Origin of the sequence: Micromonospora sp. NPDC004540, assembly GCF_040610095.1 — a bacterium.
Taxonomy (GTDB): Bacteria; Actinomycetota; Actinomycetes; order Mycobacteriales; family Micromonosporaceae; genus Micromonospora.
Window position 1 is genome coordinate 1 of record NZ_JBEXLR010000037.1, and the last position, 23,897, is coordinate 23,897.

Sequence of the window (23,897 nt, forward strand, 5' to 3'; positions counted from 1 at the left end):
CGCTGGCGGAGGACGCGATGGAGGCGGCCGCCCCGCAGGACGACGCCGACGACGAGGACTGGGAGTAGTTCCGCTCCGTCCGTGTTCGGGACGTTGGCCGGAAACCGCAGGCCGGTGCGTCGGCCAGCCTGGCGGGCTGGTGCGCCGGCGCCTCCGCGGTGTCCCCGCCGGCCGGCGGCTCGTCCTCGTCCAGCATGGTCGCCTCGTCGAACGGGCGCTGCCCGCTGAGCACGGCCTGGGCCTGGTCCCGGTCGAACTCGCCGGTCCAGGTGCCGACCAGCACGGTGGCCACCGCGTTGCCGGCGAAGTTGGTCAGCGCGCGGGCCTCGGACATGAACCGGTCGATGCCGACGATCAGCCCGACGCCGTCGACCAGGTCCGGGCGGTGCGACTGGAGACCGCCGGCCAGGGTGGCCAGGCCGGCGCCGGTGACCCCGGCCGCGCCCTTCGAGGCGATGATCATGAAGGCCAGCAGGCCGATCTGCTCGCCGATCGCCATCGGCTTGCCCAGCGCGTCGGCGATGAACAGCGCGGCCATGGTCAGGTAGATCGCCGTGCCGTCGAGGTTGAAGGAGTAGCCGGTGGGCACCGTGATGCCGACCACCGGCTTGCTCACGCCGAAGTGCTCCATCTTGGCGATCAGCCGGGGCAGCGCCGACTCCGACGACGAGGTGGACAGGATCAGCAGGAACTCCCGGCCCAGGTAGCGCAGCAGGGAGAAGATCGAGATCCCCGACACCAGCCGCAGCAGCGCGCCGAGCACCACGATCACGAAGATCAGGCAGGTGGCGTAGAAGCCGAGCATGATCTGCGCCAGGCTGGTCAGCGCGTCCACGCCGGTCGCGCCGACCACCGCGGCCATCGCGCCGAAGGCGCCGATCGGCGCCACCCACATGATCATCGAGAGCACCTTGAAGACGAGGCGCTGGATCACCTCCACGGCCCGCAGCACCGGCTCACCGCGCCGGCCCATGGCCTGGACGGCGAAGCCGACCAGCAGGGCGACGAGCAGCGTCTGGAGCACCGAGCCCTCGGTCAGCGCCGAGAGGAGCGAGGTCGGAATGACGCCGAGCAGGAACTCGACCGTGTCGCCGCTCTCGCCACCGGCCGCGGACTTGCCCGCGTCGGCCACCTCCGGGCCGAGGTTCAGGCCCGAGCCGGGGTGGATGATGTTGCCGACCACCAGGCCGATGGCGAGCGCCACCGTGGACATGATCAGGAAGTAGCCGAGCGCGAGGCCACCGACCTTGCCGACCCGGGCCGCCTGCCGGACGGAGCCGACGCCGAGGACGATCGTGCAGAAGATGACCGGGCTGATCATCATCTTGATCAGGTTCACGAAGCCGGTGCCCAGCGGCTTCAACTCCTTGCCGACCTCGGGCGCGACGAGGCCGACCACGATGCCGGCGACGACGGCCACGATGACCGCCAGGTAGAGGTACCGGGTCCGGTCCCGGCGGGCGGGCCGGGCGGCCTCGGGGGTGGGTGTGGTGGTGGTGTCCATGCCCACAATGTGAAGCGGGTCTCAGCGAACGGCACGCTTGCGTTCATTCTGTTCACCCCCGGGACTCGTGGCCGAAACCGGACCGGGCGGGTGCGCCAGACTTGCGGGACGACCGGGGCGAGAGGAGGGGATGGATCCGTGGCCCGACGGCAGTGGAGCATCGCGGGGCAGCTCTTCGCCCTCCAGGCGGTGGTGGTGACGCTGCTCGTGCTGGCCGGCGCGGCCGGCGCCGTCTGGCTGGCCCGCAGCGACTCCCACCAGGCCGCCAAGGACGAGGTGCTGGCCGTGGCGCAGGCCGTCGCCGGCTCCCCCAACGTCCGCGCGGGCCTCACCGCCGCCGACCCGTCGGCCACCCTCCAGCCGTACGCGGAGGCCACCCGGGTCGCCACCGGAACGGACTTCGTGGTGGTGATGGCCCCGGACCGGACCCGCTACTCGCACCCCAGCCCGGAACTCATCGGGCAGCCGTTCATCGGCGACATCGGCCCGGCGCTCTCCGGCGACCCGTTCACCGTCACCAACGTCGGCACGCTAGGCGAGTCGGTGCGCGCGGTCGTCCCGGTCTACGACGACGAGCACCGCATCATCGGGCTGGTCTCGGTGGGCATCACCACCCGGGCGATCAACCGGAAGCTGCTCGCCCAGGTGCCGGTGCTGCTCGGCGCCGCCGCACCCGCCCTGGCCCTCGCGGCCACCGGGTCCTGGCTGCTCAGCCGCCGGCTCCGCCGGCAGACCCACGGCCTCGGGCCGAGCGAGATGACCCGGATGTACGAGTACTACGACGCGGTCCTGCACTCCGTCCGCGAAGGGCTGCTGGTGCTGACCCGGGACCGCCGGGTGGCGCTGGTCAACGACGAGGGCCGGCGCCTGCTCGGGCTGGCCGACGACACCCCGGTGACCGACCGGCCGGTCACCGGGATCGACCTGCCCCCGGCGGTGGCCGAGCTGCTCGCCTCCGGCCGGGACGCGCACGACGAGCCGGTCCTGGCCGGCGACCGGGTGCTGGTCGCCAACCAGCGGACCACCCGCTTCGAGGGAGCGGCGCTCGGCACCGTGCTGACCCTGCGCGACCAGACCGACCTGCGCAACCTGGCCAGCGAACTGGACTCGGTCCGCGCCCTCACCGAGGCACTGCAGGCGCAGACCCACGAGTCGGCGAACCGGCTGCACACGGTGCTCACCCTGGTGGAGCTGGGCCGCTCCGACGAGGCGGTCCGCCTGGCCACCCGCGACCTGGCGCTCGCCCAGCAGCTCACCGACCGGGTGGTCGGGGCGGTGACCGAACCGGCGCTGGCCGCCCTGCTGCTCGGCAAGTCGGCGCGGGCCGGCGAGCGCGGCGTGGACCTGGTGATCGAGCCGGACTGCCGGCTCGACGACAGCCCGCTGCCCACCGACGACCTGCTCACCGTGGTCGGCAACCTGGTCGACAACGCCCTCGAGGCGGTCGCCGGCGCCCCGCTGCCGCGCCGCGTCCGGGTCTTCGTCGGCGCGTCCGAGGACGAGTTGGTGGTCCGGGTCGGCGACAGCGGTCCCGGGCTGGACGCGGACCGGGTGGCGGACGCGTTCCGGCGCGGCTGGTCCACCAAGAGCGCCGGCCGGGGGCTCGGCCTGGCACTGGTCGGGCAGGTGGTCCGGCGGCACGGCGGCGCCTCGGAGGTCGCCCGCACCGACGACGGGGAGACCGTGTTCACCGTCCGGCTGCCGGTCCAGCGGGTGGCCCGATGAGCGACGTCCGGGTGCTGGTGGTCGAGGACGAGCCGCTGCTGGCCGAGGCGCACAAGGCGTACACCGAACGGGTGCCCGGGTTCGTGGTGGTCGGGGTGGTGCACACCGCGCGGGACGCGATGGCGGCGCTGCGCCAGCGCGGCGGCGCGGACGTCGACCTGGTCCTGCTCGACTTCCGCCTCCCCGACCTGCACGGCCTGGACGTGTGCCGGGCCCTGCGGGCGGCGGGCAGCAGCGTGGACGTGCTGGCGGTGACCTCGGCCCGGGACCTCGCGGTGGTCCGCACCGCGGTGTCCCTCGGGGTGACCCACTACCTGCTCAAGCCGTTCACCTTCGCCGCCTTCCGCGACAAGCTCGAGCGGTACGCCGAGTACCGGCGGCAGGCTCTCGCCGACGGCGAGGTGGCCGCCCAGCACGAGGTGGACCGCATGTTCGCCACCCTGCGCGGGGCGGCCCGGCACACCCTGCCCAAGGGCCTGGACGAGCAGACCCTGCACACCGTGCTGGCCGCCCTGGGCGACGGCGGGCTCTCCGCCACCGAGGTCGGCCGGCGCACCGGCATCTCCCGGGTGACCGCCCGGCGCTACCTGGAATACCTGGTCTCCGCCGACCGCGCGGTCCGCGCGCCCCGCTACGGCACACCCGGCCGCCCCGAGGTCGAATACCGGCCGGTCTGACGATCGGGGTGGATCCGGCGGGGCGGGGACGGATAGCGTCAGCCTCGCAGCCACACCGGAGGTCGTCGATGATTCTCGAGATCCGCACCTATCGCCTGAAGCCCGGGACGGTCGACGAGTTCGTCCGGGTGATGCGGGAGGAGGCCGGGCCGCTGCTCGGCCGCTTCGGCATCCGGGTGGTGGCCGCCGGGGCGTCCCTGGCCCGGGAGGACGGCCACGAGGAGGCGTACCTGATCCGGGGTTTCCCGTCCCTGGCGGTGCGGGACGAGCAGGAGGCGGCCTTCTACGGCAGCGACGCCTGGCGGGACGGCCCCCGCGACGCGATCCTGTCGCGCATCGAGAGCTACCACACCGTGGTGCTGGAGACCTCCGACGCCGCCGCCGACGTCCTGGGCGGGCACCGGCTATGAGCTGAGCCGCCGGCGGCTCAGCTCACGTTGGCCGGGCCGAGGACGCTCTTCAGGTCGCCCATCAGCGCGGTGGTGGCCGCCACCCGGAACGGGCCGAGGCGCAGTGTGGTGACCTTGCCGCCGTTGAGCAGCTTGACGTGCACCTCGGTGTCGCCCGGGTGCAGCACCAGGGTCTCCTTGAGCTTCTCCACCAGTGGCGGCGTGCAGCGGTGCACCGGGATGGTGAGGGTGACCGGCTTGTTCGCCGGGTTGCTGCTGATGTCAGGCATCTGCATGTCCATGGCCATGATGCGCGGCGTGTCGTCGCGGCGGTCCACCCGCCCCTTCACCACCACGATGGCGTCCTCGGCGATGTACTGCCCGATCACCTCGTAGGTGTTGGGGAAGAAGAGCGTCTCCACCCCACCGGCCAGGTCCTCCAGGGTGGCCGAGGCCCAGGCCCGGCCCTGCTTGGTGACCCGGCGCTGCACGCCGGAGAGGATGCCGGCCAGGGTGACCACCGCGCCGTCGGGCACGGTGCCCTCCTCGGAGAGCGCCGGGATGGTGCAGTCGGCGGCCGCGCCGAGCACGTGCTCCAGGCCGAAGAGCGGGTGGTCGGAGACGTACAGGCCGAGCATCTCGCGCTCGAAGGCGAGCTTGTCCCGCTTGTCCCACTCCCCCTCGGCGATGACCGGCATCACCGTGGTGCTGCCGCCGGTGTCCACGTCACCGAAGCCGGCGCCGAACAGGTCGTACTGGCCGACGGCCTCCTTGCGCTTGACGTCGGCGTAGGCGTCGATGGCGTCGGCGTGCACGGCGAGCAGGCCCTTGCGACTGTGCCGCAGCGAGTCGAAGGCGCCCGCCTTGATGAGCGATTCGATGGTCTTCTTGTTGCAGGCCACCGCGTCCACCTTGGACAGGAAGTCGTAGAAGTCGGCGTACTCGCCCTTCTCCTCCCGGCACCGCATGATCGCCGCCACCACGTTCGCGCCGACGTTGCGCACCGCGGCCAGGCCGAACCGGATGTCCTCGCCGACCGGCGTGAACGGCCCGGCCGAGGTGTTGACGTCCGGCGGGAGGACCTGGATGCGCATCCGGCGGCACTCGGAGAGGTAGAGCGCCATCTTGTCCTTGTCGTCGCCCACCGAGGTGAGCAGCGCCGCCATGTACTCGGCCGGGTAGTGCGCCTTGAGGTACGCGGTCCAGTACGACACCAGGCCGTACGCGGCGGAGTGCGCCTTGTTGAACGCATAGCCGGCGAACGGGACGAGGACGTCCCACACCGCCTGGATGGCCTCGTCGGAGTAGCCGCGCTCGCGGCAGCCGTCGCGGAACGGGATGAACTCCTTGTCGAGGATCTCCTTCTTCTTCTTGCCCATCGCCCGGCGCAGCAGGTCGGCCTGGCCGAGCGTGTAGCCGGCGAGGATCTGCGCGGCGCGCTGCACCTGCTCCTGATAGACGATGAGGCCGTAGGTGGGCGCGAGGATCTCCCGCAGCGGCTCCTCCAACTCTGGGTGGATCGGGGTGATCTCCTGGAGGCCGTTCTTGCGCAGCGCGTAGTTGGTGTGCGAGTCCACGCCCATCGGGCCGGGCCGGTAGAGCGCCAGCACGGCGGAGATGTCCTCGAAGTTGTCCGGCTTCATGAGCCGCAGCAGCGAGCGCATCGGCCCGCCGTCGAGCTGGAACACGCCCAGCGTGTCGCCGCGGGCGAGCAGCTCGTAGGCCGCCTTGTCGTCCAGCGGCAGGCCCAGCAGGTCCAGCTCCTTGCTGTGGTTGAGCTGGATGTTCTTGACCGCGTCGTCGATGATCGTGAGGTTGCGCAGGCCGAGGAAGTCCATCTTCAGCAGCCCGAGCGACTCGCAGGTCGGGTAGTCGAACTGCGTGATGATGACGCCGTCGGAGTCCCGCCGCATCAGCGGGATGTGGTCGATGATCGGCTCGGCGGACATGATGACGCCGGCGGCGTGCACACCGGTCTGCCGGATCAGGCCCTCGATGCCCTTCGCGGTCTCGATGACCTTCTTGACGTCGGGGTCGGACTCGTAGAGGCCGCGGATCTCGCCCGCCTCGGCGTAGCGGGGGTGCTTCGGGTCGAAGATGCCGGAGAGCGGGATGTCCTTGCCCATCACCGCCGGCGGCATCGCCTTGGTGATCCGGTCGCCCACCGCGTACGGGTAGCCGAGCACCCGGGCCGAGTCCTTGATCGCGGCCTTCGCCTTGATGGTGCCGAAGGTGGCGATCTGCGCGACCTTGTCCTCGCCCCACTTGTCGGTGACGTAGCGGATCACCTCGCCGCGCCGGCGCTCGTCGAAGTCGATGTCGACGTCCGGCATCGAGATGCGCTCGGGGTTGAGGAACCGCTCGAAGATCAGGCCGTGCGGGATCGGGTCCAGGTCGGTGATGCCGAGGGCGTACGCGACCAGCGAGCCGGCGGCCGAGCCACGGCCCGGGCCGACCGCGATGCCCTGGCTCTTCGCCCACTGGATGAAGTCGGCGACCACGAGGAAGTAGGACGGGAAGCCCATCTGGATGATGACGCCCAGCTCGTACTCCGCCTGGACGACGTGCCCCTCCGGGATGCCGTTCGGGAAGCGGCGGGCCAGCCCGGCGAAGGCCTCCTTGCGGAACCAGGACTCCTCGGTCTCGCCCTCGGGGATCGGGAACCGCGGCATCAGGTTGTGGAACTCGAACATCCCGGCCGGGTCGACCTTCTCGGCGACCAGCAGGGTGTTGCGGCAACCCTGCTGCCAGAGCTCCGAGGTGTTGACCGCGCGCATCTGGTCGGCCGACTTGATGTAGTAGCCGCCGCCCTCGAGGCGGAACCGGTTGGGGTCGTCGATGTTGCTGGCGGTCTGCACGCAGAGCAGCACGTCGTGCGCCTCCGCCTGCTCCTCGCGCGTGTAGTGCGAGTCGTTGGTGACCACCGGCGGGATGGCGAGCTTCCGGCCGATCTCGGTCAGCCCGTCGCGGACCCGCTTCTCGATGTCGAGGCCGTGGTCCATCAGCTCGAGGAAGTAGTTCTCCCTGCCGAAGATGTCCTGGTACGCACCCGCGACCTTGAGCGCCTCGTCGAACTGGCCGAGCCGCAGCCGGGTCTGCACCGCGCCGGACGGGCAGCCCGTGGTCGCCATGATCCCCTCGGCGTACTCGGCGATCAGCTCCATGTCCATCCGGGGCCACTTGATGTAGTGACCCTCCATCGAGGCGCGGGAGTTGAGCTTGAAGAGGTTGTGCAGCCCGGCCTTGTTCTGCGCCCACATGGTCATGTGGGTGATCGCGCCGTTGCCGGAGACGTCGTCGCTCTTCTGCTCCGGGCGGCCCCACTTGACCCGCTGCTTGTGGAAGCGCGACTCCGGCGCCACGTACGCCTCGACGCCGAGGATCGGGGTGATCCCGACGGCCATCGCCTGCTTGTAGAAGTCGTTCGCGCCGTGCATGTTGCCGTGGTCGGTCATCGCCACCGCCGGCATGCCGAGCCGCTCCGCCTCGGCGAAGAGGTCCTTGAGCCGGGCCGCCCCGTCGAGCATCGAGTACTCGGTGTGTACGTGCAGATGCGCGAACGAATCGCCCATGCGTGGCGCCCCCCGGGGTGTGGATCAAGGCTGCGTCGGACTCGACCGACCCACCCTACCGAGGTGATCTGACCGGCTCCACCGTCCGCGCCGAGGGTGGCCGGGGTCTCTCCGCGCCGATGGTGCTGGCGCACACGATGCTGTGCGGCTTGCGTATAGTGTGTGGCACACAGTATCGTGTGATGCATGGTGAGCGAGGAGGTCCTGCGGACCCATCTCCAGGAGCTGCGGCGCGGCACGGTGGTGGTGGCCAGCCTGGTCGCCCTGCGCCGGCCCGACTACGGCTACGCGTTGCTGCAACGGCTGGCGGCGCACGGTTTTCCGGTCGACGCCAACACCCTCTATCCCCTGCTCCGGCGGCTGGAGGAACAGGGGCTGCTGACCAGCGAGTGGAACACCGAGGAGAGCCGGCCGCGCAAGTTCTACCGCACCAGTGACGAGGGCGAAGCGGTGCTGGGCCGCCTCCTCGACGACCTGACCGCGGTGCACACGTCCGTCACCCAGCTGATCGAAGGAGTGGGAAGATGAGCTCCCTGACCGACCGTTACCTCGCGGCCACCCTGCGGGCCGTGCCGACACAGCGCCGGACGGAGCTCGCCGACGAGCTGCGCGCCTCCATCGAGGACATGATCGACGACCGGGCCGGCGGCGGTCAGGACCGCGGCGCCGCCGAGCGGGAGGTGCTCACCGAGCTGGGCAACCCCGAGCAGCTCGCGGCCCGCTACACCGACCGCCGCCTCCAGCTCATCGGCCCGCGCTACTACCTGGTCTGGTGGCGGCTGCTGCGGGTGCTGCTCACCTTCATCCCGGCGATCGTCGGCGTGGTGACCGGCGTGGTCAAGGCGACGGTCGGCGGCGAGCCGGGCGCGGCGATCGGCGCGGGCGTCGCGAGCGGGTTGCAGACCGCGGTGCAGATCGCCTTCTGGGTCACCCTGTGCTTCGCCGTGCTGGAGCGCACCGACACCTCGCTGAACCTGCCCGCGTGGACGGTCGACCAGCTGCCCGAGGAGACCCGGGAGCGGCAGGTCACCCTGGTCGACAGCTGCGCCTCGATCGTGTTCCTGCTCATCGCCATCGCGTTCCTGCCCTGGCAGCACTTCCAGCCCTGGCTGTCCGGGGACGGCTCCCGGCTGGCGATGATCGACCCGGCGCTCTGGAACTTCTGGCTGCCGGCGCTGATCGTGGTGCTGGTCGCCACCATGGGGCTGGAGATCGCGAAGTACCGGGCCGGCCGGTGGACCTGGCCGCTGGTCGCGGTCAACGCCGTGCTCAACCTGTCGTTCGCGGTGCCGCTGGTCTGGCTGCTGCTCACCGACCGGCTGCTCAATCCGGCGCTGATCGAGCGCTTCGCCTGGCTGCGGGAGGGCGGTGCGGAGGACGTGGCCCAGATCGCCACCGTGGTGACCGCCGTGGTCGTGGTCTGGGACGTGATCGACAGCGCGGTCAAGGCCCGCAAGGCCGCCGACTGAACGCCGCCGGCCCGGCGCGCCCTCCCGACCGGGGGGCGCGCCGGCTGGCGTACGGCGGGGCTCAGACCCGCGCCACCAGGGCCCGCCACTCCCGGGCGAGCAGGGCGTACACGGCCTCGTCGGTCCACTCGCCCTTGACGAACTCGTTCTCCCGCAGGTGCGCCTCGCGGCGCATGCCGAGGCGCTCCAGCACCCGGGCCGAGGCGGCGTTGCGGGCGTCCAGCCGGCCGACGATCCGGTGCAGCCCGAGGCCGTCGAAGCCGAGCCGCAGCATCTCCCGGGCCGCCTCGGTGACGTAGCCCCGGCCGGTGTGGTCAGGGTGGGCGACATAGCCGATCTCGCCCTGCCGATGCTCGCCGCTGGTCCAGCTGAGCAGCACGTCGCCGACGAACTCACCGGTCTCCGGCAGCACCAGGGCCAGGTTGAGCACGTCACCCGGCGCGCGCAGCGCCGTCCGCCGCACCATCCGGTCCACGGCCGCCCGCGCGGCGGCGTCGTCGTAGGGCTCGTGGTAGAGGAACCGGCAGACCTCGGGCCGGCCGCGGTAGTCGCGGAGGACGGCCAGGTCGCCGGGGGTGAAGGCGCGCAGCAGCAGGCGTTCGGTGCGCAGCGGCAGGTCGGGGACGAGCATGCGGGCAGGGTACGGGCGCGGCGGCCGGCCGGTCAGCCCGGTTTCCCGGTGACAGGCGTCGAGCCAGGGTGGTCGGGTCGGCTGCCGGACTCGGCCGGTGCGTCCGGGCGGCGGCGGGCATAGCCTGGAATCCCGGCCCACCCGGCGAGCACTGGACGAGCTGATGCCTCTCCCGGACGGTACCGACGAGCTGGCCCGGTCGGCCGCGCGCGGCGATCGGGACGCCCTCGACGCGCTGCTGGTCGCCGTGCGGCCCGAGGTGCTGCGCCAGTGCGCCCGCCTGCTGCCCCACCGGCAGGACGCCGAGGACGCCTGCCAGGACGCGCTGCTGGCGCTGGCCCGGGGGATCACCCGGTTCGAGGAGCGGTCGTCGTTCCACACCTGGCTGTACCGGCTCACCGCGAACCGGGCGCGCTCCACCTACCGGGTGCTGCGCCGGCGCTGGCAGCTGGAGGCCGGCGGCGTGCCGCTGCCCGATCCGCCCGATCCCCGCCGGACCAGCGTGGTGGCCGGCACCCGGATCGACCTGCTCGACGCGCTCGACGCGGTCCCTCCCGACCTGGCCGAGGCGGTGACCCTGCGGGACGTGCTCGGGCTGAGCTATCGCGAGATCGCCGGCCTGCTCGACCTGCCGGAGGGGACCGTGAAGTCCCGGATCCACGAGGCCCGCCGGCAGGTCCGGCAGCGGATGTCCGATGGCTGACCCGCCCCGCCGGAGGCGTCGACGCGCCGCCCCCGCCCTCGCCGTCCTTGCCGTCCTGGCCGGGGCGTCGGCCTGCGCCGACCGCCCGGTCTCGCCGCTTCCGGTCCGGCCGCCGGCCCCGGCGGCCAGCACCGTCGGTGCCGCCGCGCCGCCCACCACCGCCACCGCCCCGGGGCCGTCGACGGCCACGCCGTCGAGCCGGAGCCCCGCGCCGCCCGCGCCGACCCGGAGCCGGACGGCCCGGCCCGCCGCGTCGGCGTCGACCGCGCTGCCGAGCGCCTGTCTCGGCGCGGTGCGCTACGACCTGGTCCTCGCCGAGACCGAGCTGGCCCTGGTGAAGTCGCTGTGTTTCGCCACCGGCGGCGTCCTGCGCATCCGGGGCATCGGGCCGGGCCTGGTCACCGTCGACCGGACGGACCTGGTCTCCCGCAGCTACGAGGCCGGCGTCGTGGACATCCGGTTCGTGCGGACCGGCACCGTCGTGGTGACGATCCCGCAGAACGGCCGGACCTACCCGATCACCGTGGTGGTGGTCTGACCGGGCGGCTACCGGACCCGCACCCCGGCGAGCAGGGCGTCGACGAAGTCCGGGCCGCTGCCCGGTGGCGGGGTGAGCTGCACGTAGAGCAGGCCGGCCGGGCCGGCGGCCCGCCCGGCGGCCTCGACGATCACCGGCCGGCCGCCGGGGCAGGCGAACGCGGCGACCACCCAGTCGACGCCGCCCTGCCGGGTGCGCCGCACCGGCGCCGCGGCGCAGTCCGCGTGCGGGCGTTCGGCGAGGAAGCCTTCCGGGGTGGTGCGGCGGGCTGTGCCGGCGGAGAGGCCGACGAAGGCGCCGGGCACGTCCGGGTCCGCCGCCCAGCGGCCCGGGTCCGGTGACACCACCAGCGCCGGCTCCAGCTCGCCGTCGTCGCCGTACTGCCCGGCCCAGCCGGTGCCGTCGGCCCGCCAGCCGGCCGGCAGAGCGACCGTGAGCGGGCCGCTGCGGCCCACCGCGCCGCTCGGGGAGCGGCCGGCCGCGTCGCCCGCGGTGGCGCCCAGGGCGACGAGCACCATCGCGACCGCCCCGGAGGCGGCGAGCCGCCGCCTCCGGGGCGGCTGCGAACCAGCGCCGCCGGGAGGCCCGGCGGGGGCAGTCGCCGCGTGCCCGGTGGCGGCCGTCGCGGCGTGCCGGAGGGCCGCCCGGAACGCCTCGGCGTCCGGGTAGCGGTCGGCCGGCCGGGCGGCGGTGGCCGTGCGGAGCACCGCGGCCACCCCGGGCGGCACGCCGGCCCGCAGCCGCGGCAGCGCCGGGCCGGCCCGTCGGTCCTCCCGGGCGCCGGCCGGCACCGTGGCGTCGCCGAGCAGCCGGAGGCCGAGGCGGCCCAGCCCGAACACGTCCGCGCGGGTGTCGACGACCGCGAGCGGGTCGTCCTGCTCCGGCGCCATGTAGCCGGGGGTCCCCGCCCGGGCGGTCAGCCCGGAGGCGGCGGCGAGCGCCTTGGCCAGCCCCAGGTCGGCGACGAGCACGCGCTCGGTGCCCGGCCCGGACCGGAAGAGGATGTTGCCGGGCGTCAGGTCGCGGTGCACCACCCCGTGCCGGTGCAGCACCGCGACCCCCGCCGCGATCTCGTCGAGCAGCGTCACGGCCGCGGCCGCCGGCAGCGGACCCCGCGCCAGCCGGTCCCGCAGGCTGCCGCCGTCCGCCCAGGCCAGCACGGCGTACGGGCGACCGTCGGGCAGTTCGCCCACGGTGTGCACCCGGACCAGGCGGTCGTGGTCCAGCCGGCGCAGCAGACGCGCCTCGTCCAGGAAGCGTTCCCGCACCCGCAGGTCGTGGCTCCAGTTCTCGGCCAGCACCTTGATCGCCACCCGGCCGTCGAGCACCGGGTCGTACGCGAGCCAGACCGTGGCGAAGGAGCCCGCCCCGAGCAGCCGCTCCACCCGGTAGGCCCCGATCCGAGTCGGCGCGGTCATCCCATCACCACCGCCGATCGTCACCCGGCCGCCCTTCCCTCGACGGTAGACGCCGCACCCGGCCGGCGGCTGTCCCGACGGCGTCGCCCCCTGGTCGCCCGGCCGGACGGTCGGCAATCCGACGAACCGAACCGGCCCGGCCGGAGACCAACAGGGCACGAGAAAGTTCACAGAAGGAGACTCGCCATGAACCGTCTCTCGTCCACCGCCCGCACCGGGCTGTGGCCGATGGGTGAGCCGCCCCACTGGAGCCGCCGGCGCGCCGCCGCCCTGACCACCCTCGCCGTCCTGGCCGTCCTGATCGGGGTGCCGGCCTGCGTCGATCGTCCGCTCTCGCCGCTGCCGGTCCGGCCGCCGAGCCCGGCGGCCAGCACCGTCGCCACCGCGCCGCCCACCACGGCCCCTGGGCCGTCGACGGCCACGCCGCCGAGCCGGAGTTCCGCGCCGTCCGCGTCCACGCGGAGCCGGACGGCCCGGCCCACCCCGCCGAGCGCGTGCCTCGGCCCGGTGCGCTACGACCTGGTCCTCGCCGAGACCGAACTGGCGCTGCTGAAGTCGCTGTGTCTCGCCACCGGCGGCGTCCTGCGCATCCGGGGCATCGGGCCGGGCCTGGTCACCGTCGACCGGACGGACCTGGTCTCCCGCAGCTACGAGGCCGGCGTCGTGGACATCCGGTTCGTGCGGACCGGCACCGTCGTGGTGACCATCCCGCAGAACGGCCGGACGTACCCGATCACCGTGGTGGTGGTCTGACCGGGCCTCCTACCGGCCCCCCGCATCCCGGCGTCGCCTCCGGTCGCCCGGCCGGACGGTCGGCAACCCGACGAACCGAACCGGCCCGGCCGGAGACCAACAGGGCAGGAAGAGCCCACGGAAGGAGATCCGCCATGAACCGTCTCTCGTCCACCATCCTCGCCGGACTGCTGGCCCTCACCGCCGCCGTCCCGATGACCGTGGCCGCCCCGGCCTCGGCCGGCGCCCCGGCGGCCCGGGCGACCGCCGACCGCGCGCCGTTGGGCGGCCCATCGGCCGCCACGCAGGTCGAGGTGCTCAGCGTCCGGGGCACCGGCCCGTACCGGATCGGCGCACGGCTGGACCGGCTCGCGGCGGCCGGCCTGATCGACTGGACCGTGCCGGGCTGCGCCGGGGTGCGGCACGCCGGCGCGACCGGGGCCTGGGCCGGGGTGATCCTCCTGGCCTTCCGGAACGGCCGGCTGGTGTCGGTGGGCACGGCCACCGTCCCGCCGCGCTCCCCGGCCGGCGCGTCGGTCGGCATGTCCTTCGCCGAACTGGAGCGCGTCTACGGGCGGCGCGGGGCGCTGATCCGCAACGACGCGGGCGACGCCGAGGCGTACCTCGTGCGGTACGGGTCCCGGGTCGAACTGTTCACCGGCCACCCGATCCGCCCCGGTGCCGGCTACTTCGAGGTCGGGCCGGCGTCCTTCGTCGAGCGGAACTTCCGGCAGGGCACCTCCTGCTGACCCGGAGACGACGTCGCGCCGGGCGACCAGGTCGCCCGGCGCGAAGCGCGTACGGTCGAGGTCAGCCGACGGCGGCCATGACCTCGTCGGAGACGTCGAAGTTGGCGTAGACGTTCTGCACGTCGTCGCAGTCCTCGAGCACGTCGATCAGCTTGAAGATCTTGCGCGCGCCCTCCTCGTCCAGCGGCACGTTGACGCTGGGGACGAGGGAGGACTCGGCCGACTCGTACTCGATGCCGGCGTCCTGCAGGGCGGTGCGGACCGGGATCAGGTCGGTCGGCTCGGAGACCACCTCGAACGCCTCGCCGAGGTCGTTGACCTCCTCGGCGCCCGCGTCGAGCACGGCCATCATCACGTCGTCCTCGGTGGTGCCGGCCTTGGGGACGATCACCACGCCCTTGCGGGAGAACATGTACGACACCGAGCCGGCGTCGGCGAACGAGCCGCCGTTGCGGGTGAGCGCGGTGCGCACCTCGGTGGCGGCGCGGTTGCGGTTGTCGGTGAGGCACTCGATGAGCAGCGCGACGCCGTTCGGGCCGTAGCCCTCGTACATGATCGTCTGGTAGTCGGCGCCGCCGGCCTCCAGCCCGGAGCCGCGCTTGACGGCGCGGTCGATGTTGTCGTTCGGGACGGAGTTCTTCTTCGCCTTCTGGATGGCGTCGTAGAGGGTCGGGTTACCTGCGGGGTCCCCGCCGCCGGTCCGGGCCGCCACCTCGACGTTCTTGATCAGCTTGGCGAACATCTTGCCGCGCTTGGCGTCGATGACGGCCTTCTTGTGCTTGGTGGTCGCCCACTTTGAGTGGCCGGACATCTCATACCTCCGTCTGTTGACTCACGCCTGCGTCGACTGTCCGCGCCCGCGCCGAACCGGGACCGCCGGGCGGTCGGCTGGGGGGCGGCGGCGGGCGGTGAGCCCTGCCGAACCGCGGCAATCCTACCGAGGTCGCGTCCCCGCATGTCACACCCGGCACCGTGACGGGGCCGGCCGAGTGACCGGGGGCCGCACCGGAGGGCGACCGACCGGCCCCCGGGAGACACGCCCCGTCGGCGTCGCAACCAGGAGGAAAGCGCCTCAGGCGGCGGCCCGGACCAGGTCCACGAAGTAGCGGTGCAGCCGCAGGTCGCCGGTGAGTTCCGGGTGGAACGAGGTGGCCAGCAGGTGGCCCTGCCGGACCGCGACGATCCGGCCGGCGGCCGGCCCCTCAGTGACCCGGCCGAGCACCTCGACGCCCGCGCCGACCCGCTCGACCCAGGGGGCCCGGATGAAGACCGCGTGGAAGGGCTCGCCCTCGACCCCGGTGATCTCCACCGGCGCCTCGAACGAGTCGACCTGCCGGCCGAACGCGTTGCGCCGGACGGTCATCTCGATGCCGGCGAAGCCGCGCTGGTCGGGGCGGCCGTCGAGCACCTCGGTGGCCAGCATGATCATGCCGGCGCAGGACCCGTACACCGGCATGCCGCCGGCGATCCGCTTGTCGATCGGCTCGCGCATCTCGAAGATGTCGGCGAGCTTGCTCATGGTGGTCGACTCCCCGCCCGGGATCACCAGGCCGTCGACCGCGTCCAGCTCGGCCGGGCGGCGCACCGGACGGGCGTCCGCGCCGGCCCCGGCCAGGGCGGCGATGTGCTCGCGCACGTCGCCTTGGAGGGCGAGCACACCGATGACGGGTGCGGTCACTCCTCGCTCCTCTCGCTCGTCGGACGGGGCCCGGGCCGGGCCCCGTCCGGTCGCCGTCACCAGCCGCGCTCGGCCAGCCGGTGCGGCTGCGGGATCTCGTCGACGTTGATGCCGACCATCGCCTCGCCCAGGCCGCGGGAGACCTTGGCCAGCACGTCCGGGTCGTCGTGGAAGGTGGTGGCCTTCACGATGGCGGCGGCGCGCTGGGCCGGGTTGCCCGACTTGAAGATGCCCGAGCCGACGAAGACGCCCTCGGCGCCGAGCTGCATCATCATGGCCGCGTCCGCCGGGGTGGCGATGCCGCCCGCGGTGAACAGCACGACCGGCAGCTTGCCGGTCTCGGCGACCTCCTTGACCAGCTCGTACGGCGCCTGCAGCTCCTTGGCCGCGACGAACAGCTCGTCGGCCGGCAGCGACTGGAGTCGGCGGAGCTCCTTGCGGATCTTGCGCATGTGGGTGGTGGCGTTGGAGACGTCACCGGTGCCGGCCTCGCCCTTCGAGCGGATCATGGCGGCGCCCTCGGTGATCCGGCGCAGCGCCTCGCCCAGGTTGGTCGCGCCGCAGACGAAGGGGACGGTGAACGCCCACTTGTCGATGTGGTTCTCGTAGTCGGCCGGGGTCAGCACCTCGGACTCGTCGACGTAGTCGACACCGAGGGACTGGAGGACCTGCGCCTCGACGAAGTGGCCGATCCGGGCCTTGGCCATCACCGGGATGGAGACCGCGTTGATGATGCCGTCGATCATGTCCGGGTCGCTCATCCGGGAGACGCCGCCCTGGGCGCGGATGTCGGCGGGCACCCGCTCCAGCGCCATGACGGCGACCGCGCCCGCGTCCTCGGCGATCTTGGCCTGCTCGGGGGTGACCACGTCCATGATCACGCCGCCCTTGAGCATCTCGGCCATTCCCCGCTTGACGCGGGCGGTGCCGACGACCGGGTTGGCGTTGCTGTTCGGGGAGGTGGATTCGGGCACGGGTCATCGCTCCTTGGACGTGCTCTGGGGGTGGCTGCCAGAAGGCTACGACGGGGTCAACGCCGGGCCGACAGCCAATCAGACCCCCGGTGGCCTGCTCTGTGGCCGGCGTCACCGGCGTCGGGCCACCGCCCGCTCAGCCGGTGGGGACGTCCGCCCGCGGGGTGAGCGTGGGGTCGTCGACGTCGAAGTAGCGGGGCCACTCCCGCCCGCGTCCCATCCGGAACAGGCGTACCAGGGGGCGGCCGCGGGCCGACCGGGCGTCCCGGACCAGGTCGGTGTGCACCTGCCGGGCCAGGGCCAGCCGCCGGCTGGCCGCGATCACCGCCTCGCAGGCCGGGTCCGCCGGGTCCAGCTCCACGGTGCGCAGCTGCCGGGTGAGGTCGTTCTCCGCGGCCTCCCGCTCGTCGGGGACGGCGTCCAGGGCGATCCGGGCGGCCGCGTAGAGCTCCACGCCGTAGCGCTGTTCGGCCAGGACCGCGGCGGCGGCCGCGCGGCGCAGCAGGTGCGCGTCGAGCGCCCGGGCCGCCGACTCCGCGCGGGTCTGCAGCCGCTCGACCCGGCCGGCGGTCCAGATCAGGTACGCCGAGGCCAGCCCGAGCACCAGGACTCCGCCCACCACCCACCACATGCCCGGCATCGTAGTGCTGCTCCTCATCCCGCCCGGTCCGCGCGGGCACCGGTCGACGCGCTCGTCACAGCGGCCCCACCGGCCACCGGGTTCAGCCCAGCCCCGCCCATTCCTGGTCCATGACCCGGCCGTCGGTGGCCTCGATCGCCGCTGCGTATACCTCCAGAACCCGGCGGGCAACCACGGGCCAGTCGAAATTCGCCACCACCTGGTCGCCGCAGGCGGTCAGCGCGGCCCGCTGCTCGGCGTCGTCCAGCAGGTCGGCCAGGGCGGTACGCAGCGCCGCCGCGTCGCCGGTCGGGAAGAGCCGGCCGGCCCGCCCGCCGTCCAGCACCCGGCGGAACGCGTCCAGGTCGCTGGCCACCACGGTGGTGCCGGCGGCCAGCGCCTCGGTGAGGATCATCCCGAAGGACTCCCCGCCGGTGTTCGGCGCGACGTACAGGTGCAGGCTGCGCAGCATGCGAGGTTTGTCCGCCTCGGAGACCATGCCGAGGAAGGTGACCCGGTCCCGCAGCGCGGCCGGGAACTGCCCGTAGAGGTCGTCGGCGTCGCCGGGCCCGGCCACCAGCAGGCGCAGGCCGGGGCGGTGCGGGGCGAGCGCGACGAAGGCGTCCCGCAGGATCGGGAAGCCCTTGCGGGGCTCGGTGAACCGGCCCAGGAAACCGAGCGTCCCGCCGGAGCCCGGCGCACACTCCCCCGGCCAGCCGGGCAGCGGCTCGACGCCGGCGAACTTCGCCACCGCCACCCCGTTGGGGATCTCCACGGCGCCGCCGTCCATGTGCTCGACCTGCACCTTGCGGGCCAGGGCGCTCACCGCGATCCGGGCGGTGATCCGTTCGAGGAGGATCTGGAGCACCCCCTGCGCGGCGGAGAGCACCCGGGACCGGGTCATCGCGGTGTGGAAGGTGGCCACCACCGGACCCCGGGCGCAGAGCACGGCGAGCATCGACAGGCTGGGGGTGAGCGGCTCGTGGACGTGCAGCACGTCGAAGTCGCCGCGGGTGATCCAGCGCCGCACCCGGGCCGTGGAGACCGGGCCGAAGGCGATCCGGGCCACCGAGCCGTTGTACGGCAGCGGCACCGCCCGGCCGGCCGACACCACGTACGGCGGCAGCGGCGAGTCCTCGTCGGCCGGGGCCAGCACGCTCACCTCGTGGCCGAGCCCGAGCAGCGCCTCGGCCAGGTCCATGACGTGGTTCTGCACCCCGCCCGGGACGTCGAAGGAGTACGGGCACACGATGCCGATCCGCATTGCGCCCCGCTCCCTCAGATCGTCCCGCTGATGGCCGGCGGCTGTGCCGGCGTGCCGTCCGTGCGCTGGTCCAGCCACATCCGCTGCAACATGTGCCAGTCTTCCGGATGCCGGGCGATGCCCGCCGCCAGACCGTCGGCAATCCGCTGCGTCACCGCGCGCACCCGGGCGTCCAGCGGGGCGCTGTCCTCCTCGGGCAGCTCCAGCGGGCCCTCGAGGGCGGCCCGGGCCCCGTCCGGCTCGTACCACAGCGAGGCCACGTAGAGCGGCGCGCCGGTGCGCAGCGCCAGCAGGGCCGGACCGGGCGGCATCCGGGTGCGGCCGCCGAAGAACTCCACCTCGACGCCCCGCGCGGAGAGGTCCCGGTCGGCGAGCAGCGGCACCACGGCGCCGGCCCGCAGCCGGTCCACCAGCACGTCGAACGCCGGCCGGTCGCCGCCGGAGGTGGGCAGGATCTCCATGCCGAGGCCCTGCCGGAAGGCGAGGAAGCGTTCGTAGACGCCCTCCGCGAGCCGTTCGGCGACCGTGGTGATCGGCCAGCCGTTGGCGGCCACCCAGGCGCCGGCGGCGTCCCAGTTGCCGGCGTGCGGCAGCGCGACCACCGCGCCCCGGCCGGCCGCCACGTCGGCGGCGAGCTTCTCCTGGCCGTCGAGGTGGAACCCGGCGAGGATCTGCTGCCGGCTCAGGCTGGGCAGCCGGAACGCCTCCAGCCAGTACCGGGCGTACGACCGCAGGCCGGCGCGGACCAGCTCGTCCAGCTCCGCCTCGGGCAGCTCGGGGCCGACCACCCGGCGCAGGTTGGCACGCAGCCGGGACGTACCCTTGCCGCCCCTGCGGTGGGCGCGGTCGGCGCCCGCCCGGAAGGCGGCGGCGACCACGGGCCGGGGCAGCGCGCGGACCAGGCGCCAGCCGGCGACGTAGCCCGCCTCGGTGAGGTTCACTCCCGGCCGACCAGCTGCGCCTGCCGGTACACATGGGCCATCCGCTGCCCGACCGTGAAGATGGAGACGGCGGCGAGCAGCCAGAGCGCGATCTCCAGGGCCGGGTCGACGCCGAGGCCGGTGAGCAGGCCGCCCACTCCGACGATCAGCAGCCGCTCGGTGCGCTCGGCGATGCCCACGTTGGCGGTCATCCCGAGCCCTTCGGCGCGGGCCTTGACGTAGGAGACCAGCCCGCCGGCGGCCAGGCAGAGCAGCGCGGCGGCCACGCCGGAATACTCGTGCTCGGTGGCCAGCCAGTAGGCGACCGCGCCGAAGACCGCGCTGTCGGCGATCCGGTCCATGCTCGAGTCGAGGAAGGCACCGAACCGGGTGGAGCCGCCGCTCATCCGGGCCATCGTGCCGTCGAGCAGGTCGGTGAGCGCGAAGACCGTGACGATCAGCGCGCCGGCGACCAGATGGCCGCGGGCGCCGAAGCCGAGCGCGCCGACGAGCACGCCGACGGTGCCGGTCACGGTGACCGCGTTGGGGGACACGCCGGCGCGGAGCAGGCCGCGCGCGACCGGCTCCACGACGCGGGTCATGCCCGCGCGGGCCGTCACTTGGAAGATCTTCGCCATGGCGGTCCCACGATAACGGCCGGCAGCCGGCGGGAACACAGCCGGTCGTCCCGACCCGCCAGGCACACTTGTGCCGGCCCGGTTACGGGTGTGAGATCGAGCGTGGGAGGTGAGCCAGTTCACCGGGTCACCCGTCCGCGTACCCGTCGTCCAGGAGATCACCGGAAGATATCGCCGCGGTGCCCGCCCGGGGCCGCTTCCCCGTCGCGCGCGGCGGTCGCCACCACCACCGGTTGAGGGAGGTGCGCCGCGATGGCGCAGAAGAATCAGGAGAAGGGTGTCACCGGCGGCGCGCCGGTGGTGACCGAGCCCGGCAGGGTTCGCAACGTGGTGCTCGTCGGGCACTCCGGAGCGGGCAAGACGACCCTGGTCGAGGCGCTGCTCGCGGCCAGCGGCACGATCGGCCGGGCCGGCAGCGTCACCGACGGCACCACGGTCTGCGACCACGACCCCGCCGCCGTACGCCAGCAGCGCTCGGTGAGCCTGGCCTGCGCCCCGCTGCTGCACCACGACGTCAAGGTCAACCTTCTGGACACGCCCGGGTACGGCGACTTCGTCGGCGAGTTGCGGGCCGGGCTGCGGGCCGCCGACGCGGCGCTGTTCGTGGTCTCCGCCGTCGACGGCATGGACGCGGCCACCGCCGCGCTCTGGGAGGAGTGCGCCGCGGTGGACATGCCCCGCGCCGTCGCGGTGACCCGGCTGGACCACCCGCGCGGCGACTTCGACGAGGCGGTGGCGCTCTGCCAGCGGGTCTTCGGCGACAACGTGCTCCCGCTCTACCTGCCGATGCTGGGCGACGACGGCGAGTCGGTCGCCGGCCTGATGGGGCTGATCACCCGGCGGGTCTTCGACTACTCCCAGGGCCTGCCGGCGGCCGTGCGCGAGCCGGACCCGGAGCACCTGCCCGCCATCCTGGAGTCCCGCAACGAGCTGATCGAGGGGATCATCGCGGAGAGCGAGGACGAGACCCTCATGGACCGCTACCTCGGCGGCGAGGAGATCGACACCGAGGTGCTCATCACCGACCTGGAGACGGCGGTCGCCCGCGGCCACTTCTACCCGGTGGTGCCGGTCTGCGCGGAGACCGGCGTCGGCCTGGACGTGCTGCTGGACGGCCTGGTGGCGGCGTTCCCGTCGCCGCTGGAGCACGAACTGCCCGCGGTCACCGGGGTGGACGGCTCGCCCCGGCCGCCGCTGGCCTGCGACCCCGACGGGCCGCTGGTCGCCGAGGTGGTCAAGACGACAGTGGACCGGCACGTCGGTCGGGTCTCCCTGGTCCGGGTCTTCTCCGGCACCCTCCGCCCCGACCAGGTCATCCACGTGTCCGGCCACGGCATGGCCGAGCGCGGCCACCCCGACCACGACGCCGACGAGCGGGTCGGCCACATCTACAGCCCGCTCGGCGCGACGCTGCGCGAGGTGACCACCGCGGTGGCCGGCGACATCTGCGCGATCACCAAGTCGGGCAGCGCGGAGACCGGCGACACCATCTCCGCCAAGGAGGACCCGCTGCTCATCGCCCCGTGGGAGATGCCGGAGCCGCTGCTGCCGGTGGCCATCGTGGCGAAGAGCCGGGCCGACGAGGACGCCCTGGCCCGCAACCTGGGCAGGCTGGTCGCCGGTGACCCGACGCTGCGGCTGGACCGCAACGCCGAGACCCACCAGCTGGTGCTCTGGTGCATGGGCGAGGCGCACGCCGACGTGGTGCTCGACCGGCTGCGCGCCGGCGGGGTGGAGCTGGAGACCGAGCCGGTCCGGGTGGCGCTGCGCGAGACGTTCACGGCCGCCGCCAAGGGCCACGGCCGGCACGTCAAGCAGTCCGGCGGCCACGGCCAGTACGCGGTCTGCGACATCGAGGTCACGCCGCTGCCCCGGGGCACCGGCTTCGAGTTCGTTGACAAGGTGGTGGGCGGCGCGGTCCCCCACAACTACATCCCGTCGGTGGAGAAGGGCGTCCGGGCGCAGATGGAGCGCGGCCTGGTCGGCGGCTACCCGGTGGTGGACCTGCGGGTCACCCTCTTCGACGGCAAGGCGCACAGCGTGGACTCCTCCGACGCGGCGTTCCAGACCGCGGGCGCGCTGGCCCTGCGGGACGCCGCCGAGAAGGGGCAGCCGACGCTGCTGGAGCCGGTCGACGAGGTGACCGTCCGGGTGTCCGACCAGTCGGTGGGCGCCGTGATGGGCGACCTGTCCGGCCGGCGCGGCCGGGTGCTCGGCACCGAGCCGGACCCGGACGCCGAGGGCCGCACCCTGGTCCGCGCCGAGGTCCCCGCCACCGAACTGCTGCGCTACGCCGTCGAGCTGCGCTCGATGACCGCCGGCACCGGCACCTTCCGCCGCGAGTTCGCCCGCTACGAGCCGATGCCGGCCCACCTCGCCGAGCAGGTCCGCAAGGAGGCCGGCGGCCGCTCCTGACGCGCGCCACGTCCCCCGCAACCGCCTGCGCCGATCATGGAGTTGTGGTTCCCCATTCATCCAATTGAGACCGATTTCGGCGGTGCCACAACTCCATGATCGCCGGAGCGGGGCGAGGGGGCGGGGCGAGGCGGCGGGGGGGTGGCGCGGTCAGGGGCGGGCGGCGGGGACGGGCGGCATGGGCCAGTGCGGGCGGTCGGCGTCGCGCAGGGCGGCCGCGCGCAGGGCGGCGAGCTGGCGCTCCACCTCGGCGAACTGGTCGGCAGCGAGCGGGCCCCGGGCCAGCGCGGCGGTGTTCTCCTCCACCTGGGCGACCGTGCGGGCGCCCGGGATCGGCACGGCCCGGCCGCTGCGCGCCCAGATCCACCCGAGCGCGCCCTGCGCGAGGGTCCGCCCGTCGGCGGTCAGGGCGCCGCGGACGGCGGCGACCCGGCGCAGCCACTCCGGGGCGGGCCGGCCGCTGCGGAACCACTCCAGCCAGTTCGGGGCGGTGCCGCGCACGTCGTCGCGGGGCAGCGTGGACTCCGGGGTGTACTTGCCCGTGAGCAGGCCCATCCCGAGCGGTCCCCGGGCCAGGCTGGCCAGGTCGTGCTTCTCGCAGGCGGCCAGCATGGCGGGGGCGTCCCGGAGCACCGACAGGCCGTGCTGCACGGCGGCGGCGCCCCGGGCGACCTGGGCGAAGGCGGCCGCCCGGTCGGCCCGGTCGGTGCTCCAGCCGTACGCCCGGATCAGGCCGTCGGCCACCAGGTCCTCCAGGGTGCCGATCAGCGCCTCGGCCCGGGGCACCGGCAGGTCGGCCAGGTGCAGCTGGTAGAGGTCGATCCGGTCGGTGTCCAGCCGGCGCAACGAGTCCACGACCGCCCGCCGCAGGTACTCCGGCGAGGCGTCCTCCCCGGTGGCCTGCCGGGTCCGCTCGTCGAAGGTGTAGCCCCACTTGGTGGCGATCACCGCCTCGTCGCGACGGCCCGCGAGGGCCCGGCCGAGGATCCGCTCGCCGTGCCCGGCGCCGTAGGTGTCGGCCGTGTCGAAGAGGGTCACCCCGAGGTCGAGGGCGCGGCGGACCGCCCGGATCGACTCGTCGTCGTCCACGACACCCCAGCCCAGCGGTCGGGAGCCCTCGGCCCACGGGCCGCCGATCGCCCAGCAGCCCATGCCAAGGGCGCTGACCGCGATGCCGCTGCGGCCCAACGGCCGCGTGCTGACTGCCATCGCCGCATCCTGCCACCTTCCCGCGACCGGTGGGCGGCATCCTCACCCCGGGTCCCGGGCCGACCGGCGGACG

22 protein-coding genes are annotated in these 23,897 nt (G+C 73.7%); 10 read left to right on the top strand and 12 right to left on the bottom strand.

From position 1 onward, the window contains the following. Window positions 1-1,504, bottom strand: a 1,504-nt coding sequence (locus ABZV78_RS14925) for a cation:dicarboxylase symporter family transporter (RefSeq protein ID WP_355638808.1), incomplete at its 3' end; no start/stop codon positions are given. Window positions 1,505-1,642: 138 nt separating this feature from the next. Here ABZV78_RS14925 and ABZV78_RS14930 point away from each other — a divergent pair. From ABZV78_RS14930 to ABZV78_RS14940, 3 genes are all read left to right on the top strand, one after another. Continuing rightward, complete coding sequence (locus ABZV78_RS14930) at window positions 1,643-3,229, top strand: sensor histidine kinase (RefSeq protein WP_355638810.1); 1,587 nt, start codon at window positions 1,643-1,645, stop codon at window positions 3,227-3,229. Continuing rightward, complete coding sequence (locus ABZV78_RS14935) at window positions 3,226-3,906, top strand: response regulator (RefSeq protein ID WP_355638812.1); 681 nt, start codon at window positions 3,226-3,228, stop codon at window positions 3,904-3,906. Before ABZV78_RS14930 ends, ABZV78_RS14935 begins: the two co-directional genes overlap by 4 nt. A gap of 68 nt (window positions 3,907-3,974) precedes the next feature. Beyond that, window positions 3,975-4,316 carry an NIPSNAP family protein gene (locus ABZV78_RS14940; RefSeq protein WP_355638814.1) on the top strand — a complete coding sequence of 114 codons (342 nt, stop codon included), beginning with the start codon at window positions 3,975-3,977 and terminating at the stop codon, window positions 4,314-4,316. A 17-nt stretch (window positions 4,317-4,333) separates the two neighbouring features. Here the strand turns inward: ABZV78_RS14940 and dnaE are convergent, their stop codons facing one another. After that, on the bottom strand, window positions 4,334-7,867 hold the full coding sequence (gene dnaE, locus ABZV78_RS14945) for a DNA polymerase III subunit alpha (RefSeq protein WP_355638816.1): 3,534 nt from the start codon (window positions 7,865-7,867) through the stop codon (window positions 4,334-4,336). Between the two features lie 186 nt (window positions 7,868-8,053). Between dnaE and ABZV78_RS14950 the strand changes: the two genes are divergently transcribed. Both ABZV78_RS14950 and ABZV78_RS14955 read left to right on the top strand, forming a co-directional pair. Further along, complete coding sequence (locus tag ABZV78_RS14950; RefSeq protein WP_355638818.1) at window positions 8,054-8,395, top strand: PadR family transcriptional regulator; 342 nt, start codon at window positions 8,054-8,056, stop codon at window positions 8,393-8,395. Continuing rightward, window positions 8,392-9,336: a permease prefix domain 1-containing protein gene (locus ABZV78_RS14955; protein WP_355638820.1), complete on the top strand. Its 945-nt coding sequence runs from the start codon at window positions 8,392-8,394 to the stop codon at window positions 9,334-9,336. The genes ABZV78_RS14950 and ABZV78_RS14955 overlap by 4 nt, the downstream gene beginning before the upstream one ends. A 61-nt stretch (window positions 9,337-9,397) precedes the next feature. Here the strand turns inward: ABZV78_RS14955 and ABZV78_RS14960 are convergent, their stop codons facing one another. Beyond that, a complete protein-coding gene (locus ABZV78_RS14960) occupies window positions 9,398-9,967 on the bottom strand; it encodes a GNAT family protein (RefSeq protein WP_355638822.1) in 570 nt (189 codons plus the stop codon). Between the two features lie 163 nt (window positions 9,968-10,130). On the opposite strand from ABZV78_RS14960, the gene ABZV78_RS14965 reads away from it, so the two are divergent. Both ABZV78_RS14965 and ABZV78_RS14970 read left to right on the top strand, forming a co-directional pair. Further along, on the top strand, window positions 10,131-10,670 hold the full coding sequence (locus ABZV78_RS14965; RefSeq protein ID WP_355638824.1) for an RNA polymerase sigma factor: 540 nt from the start codon (window positions 10,131-10,133) through the stop codon (window positions 10,668-10,670). After that, window positions 10,663-11,208 (top strand): hypothetical protein, encoded by a 546-nt coding sequence (locus tag ABZV78_RS14970; RefSeq protein WP_355638826.1) that lies wholly within the window; start codon window positions 10,663-10,665, stop codon window positions 11,206-11,208. The genes ABZV78_RS14965 and ABZV78_RS14970 overlap by 8 nt, the downstream gene beginning before the upstream one ends. 8 nt (window positions 11,209-11,216) lie before the next feature. Here the strand turns inward: ABZV78_RS14970 and ABZV78_RS14975 are convergent, their stop codons facing one another. Then, a complete protein-coding gene (locus ABZV78_RS14975; protein WP_355638828.1) occupies window positions 11,217-12,626 on the bottom strand; it encodes a serine/threonine-protein kinase in 1,410 nt (469 codons plus the stop codon). Between the two features lie 186 nt (window positions 12,627-12,812). Here ABZV78_RS14975 and ABZV78_RS14980 point away from each other — a divergent pair, with 186 nt between their 5' ends. Together ABZV78_RS14980 and ABZV78_RS14985 are read left to right on the top strand one after the other, a co-directional pair. Then, the gene (locus ABZV78_RS14980; RefSeq protein WP_355638830.1) at window positions 12,813-13,379 is read left to right on the top strand and encodes a hypothetical protein; all 567 of its coding nucleotides are present in this window, start codon (window positions 12,813-12,815) and stop codon (window positions 13,377-13,379) included. A 134-nt stretch (window positions 13,380-13,513) separates the two neighbouring features. Further along, entirely contained in the window at window positions 13,514-14,107 is a 594-nt protein-coding gene (locus ABZV78_RS14985) for a hypothetical protein (RefSeq protein ID WP_355638832.1), read from the top strand. 61 nt (window positions 14,108-14,168) lie between these two features. On the opposite strand, the gene ABZV78_RS14990 is transcribed toward ABZV78_RS14985, so the two are convergent. The 7 genes from ABZV78_RS14990 to pgsA all read right to left on the bottom strand — a co-directional run bounded on the left by ABZV78_RS14990 (window position 14,169) and on the right by pgsA (window position 20,200). Next, complete coding sequence (locus ABZV78_RS14990; protein ID WP_355638833.1) at window positions 14,169-14,918, bottom strand: YebC/PmpR family DNA-binding transcriptional regulator; 750 nt, start codon at window positions 14,916-14,918, stop codon at window positions 14,169-14,171. Window positions 14,919-15,179: 261 nt separating this feature from the next. Continuing rightward, window positions 15,180-15,785, bottom strand: a complete 606-nt coding sequence (gene pdxT, locus ABZV78_RS14995) for a pyridoxal 5'-phosphate synthase glutaminase subunit PdxT (protein WP_355638835.1) — start codon at window positions 15,783-15,785, stop codon at window positions 15,180-15,182. Window positions 15,786-15,841: 56 nt separating this feature from the next. Beyond that, window positions 15,842-16,759 (bottom strand): pyridoxal 5'-phosphate synthase lyase subunit PdxS, encoded by a 918-nt coding sequence (gene pdxS / locus ABZV78_RS15000; RefSeq protein WP_355638837.1) that lies wholly within the window; start codon window positions 16,757-16,759, stop codon window positions 15,842-15,844. Window positions 16,760-16,895: 136 nt separating this feature from the next. Then, window positions 16,896-17,399 carry a hypothetical protein gene (locus ABZV78_RS15005; protein ID WP_355638902.1) on the bottom strand — a complete coding sequence of 168 codons (504 nt, stop codon included), beginning with the start codon at window positions 17,397-17,399 and terminating at the stop codon, window positions 16,896-16,898. An 82-nt stretch (window positions 17,400-17,481) separates the two neighbouring features. Continuing rightward, window positions 17,482-18,642 carry a glycosyltransferase family 4 protein gene (locus ABZV78_RS15010; RefSeq protein ID WP_355638839.1) on the bottom strand — a complete coding sequence of 387 codons (1,161 nt, stop codon included), beginning with the start codon at window positions 18,640-18,642 and terminating at the stop codon, window positions 17,482-17,484. 14 nt (window positions 18,643-18,656) lie between these two features. Continuing rightward, a complete protein-coding gene (locus ABZV78_RS15015; RefSeq protein WP_355638841.1) occupies window positions 18,657-19,583 on the bottom strand; it encodes a phosphatidylinositol mannoside acyltransferase in 927 nt (308 codons plus the stop codon). Then, window positions 19,580-20,200, bottom strand: a complete 621-nt coding sequence (gene pgsA / locus ABZV78_RS15020) for a phosphatidylinositol phosphate synthase (protein WP_355638843.1) — start codon at window positions 20,198-20,200, stop codon at window positions 19,580-19,582. Before pgsA ends, ABZV78_RS15015 begins: the two co-directional genes overlap by 4 nt. 252 nt (window positions 20,201-20,452) lie before the next feature. On the opposite strand from pgsA, the gene ABZV78_RS15025 reads away from it, so the two are divergent. Further along, window positions 20,453-22,615, top strand: a complete 2,163-nt coding sequence (locus ABZV78_RS15025; RefSeq protein WP_355638845.1) for an elongation factor G-like protein EF-G2 — start codon at window positions 20,453-20,455, stop codon at window positions 22,613-22,615. A gap of 150 nt (window positions 22,616-22,765) precedes the next feature. On the opposite strand, the gene ABZV78_RS15030 is transcribed toward ABZV78_RS15025, so the two are convergent. After that, window positions 22,766-23,824 (bottom strand): aldo/keto reductase, encoded by a 1,059-nt coding sequence (locus ABZV78_RS15030; protein ID WP_355638847.1) that lies wholly within the window; start codon window positions 23,822-23,824, stop codon window positions 22,766-22,768. Between the last annotated feature and the right edge of the window lie 73 nt (window positions 23,825-23,897).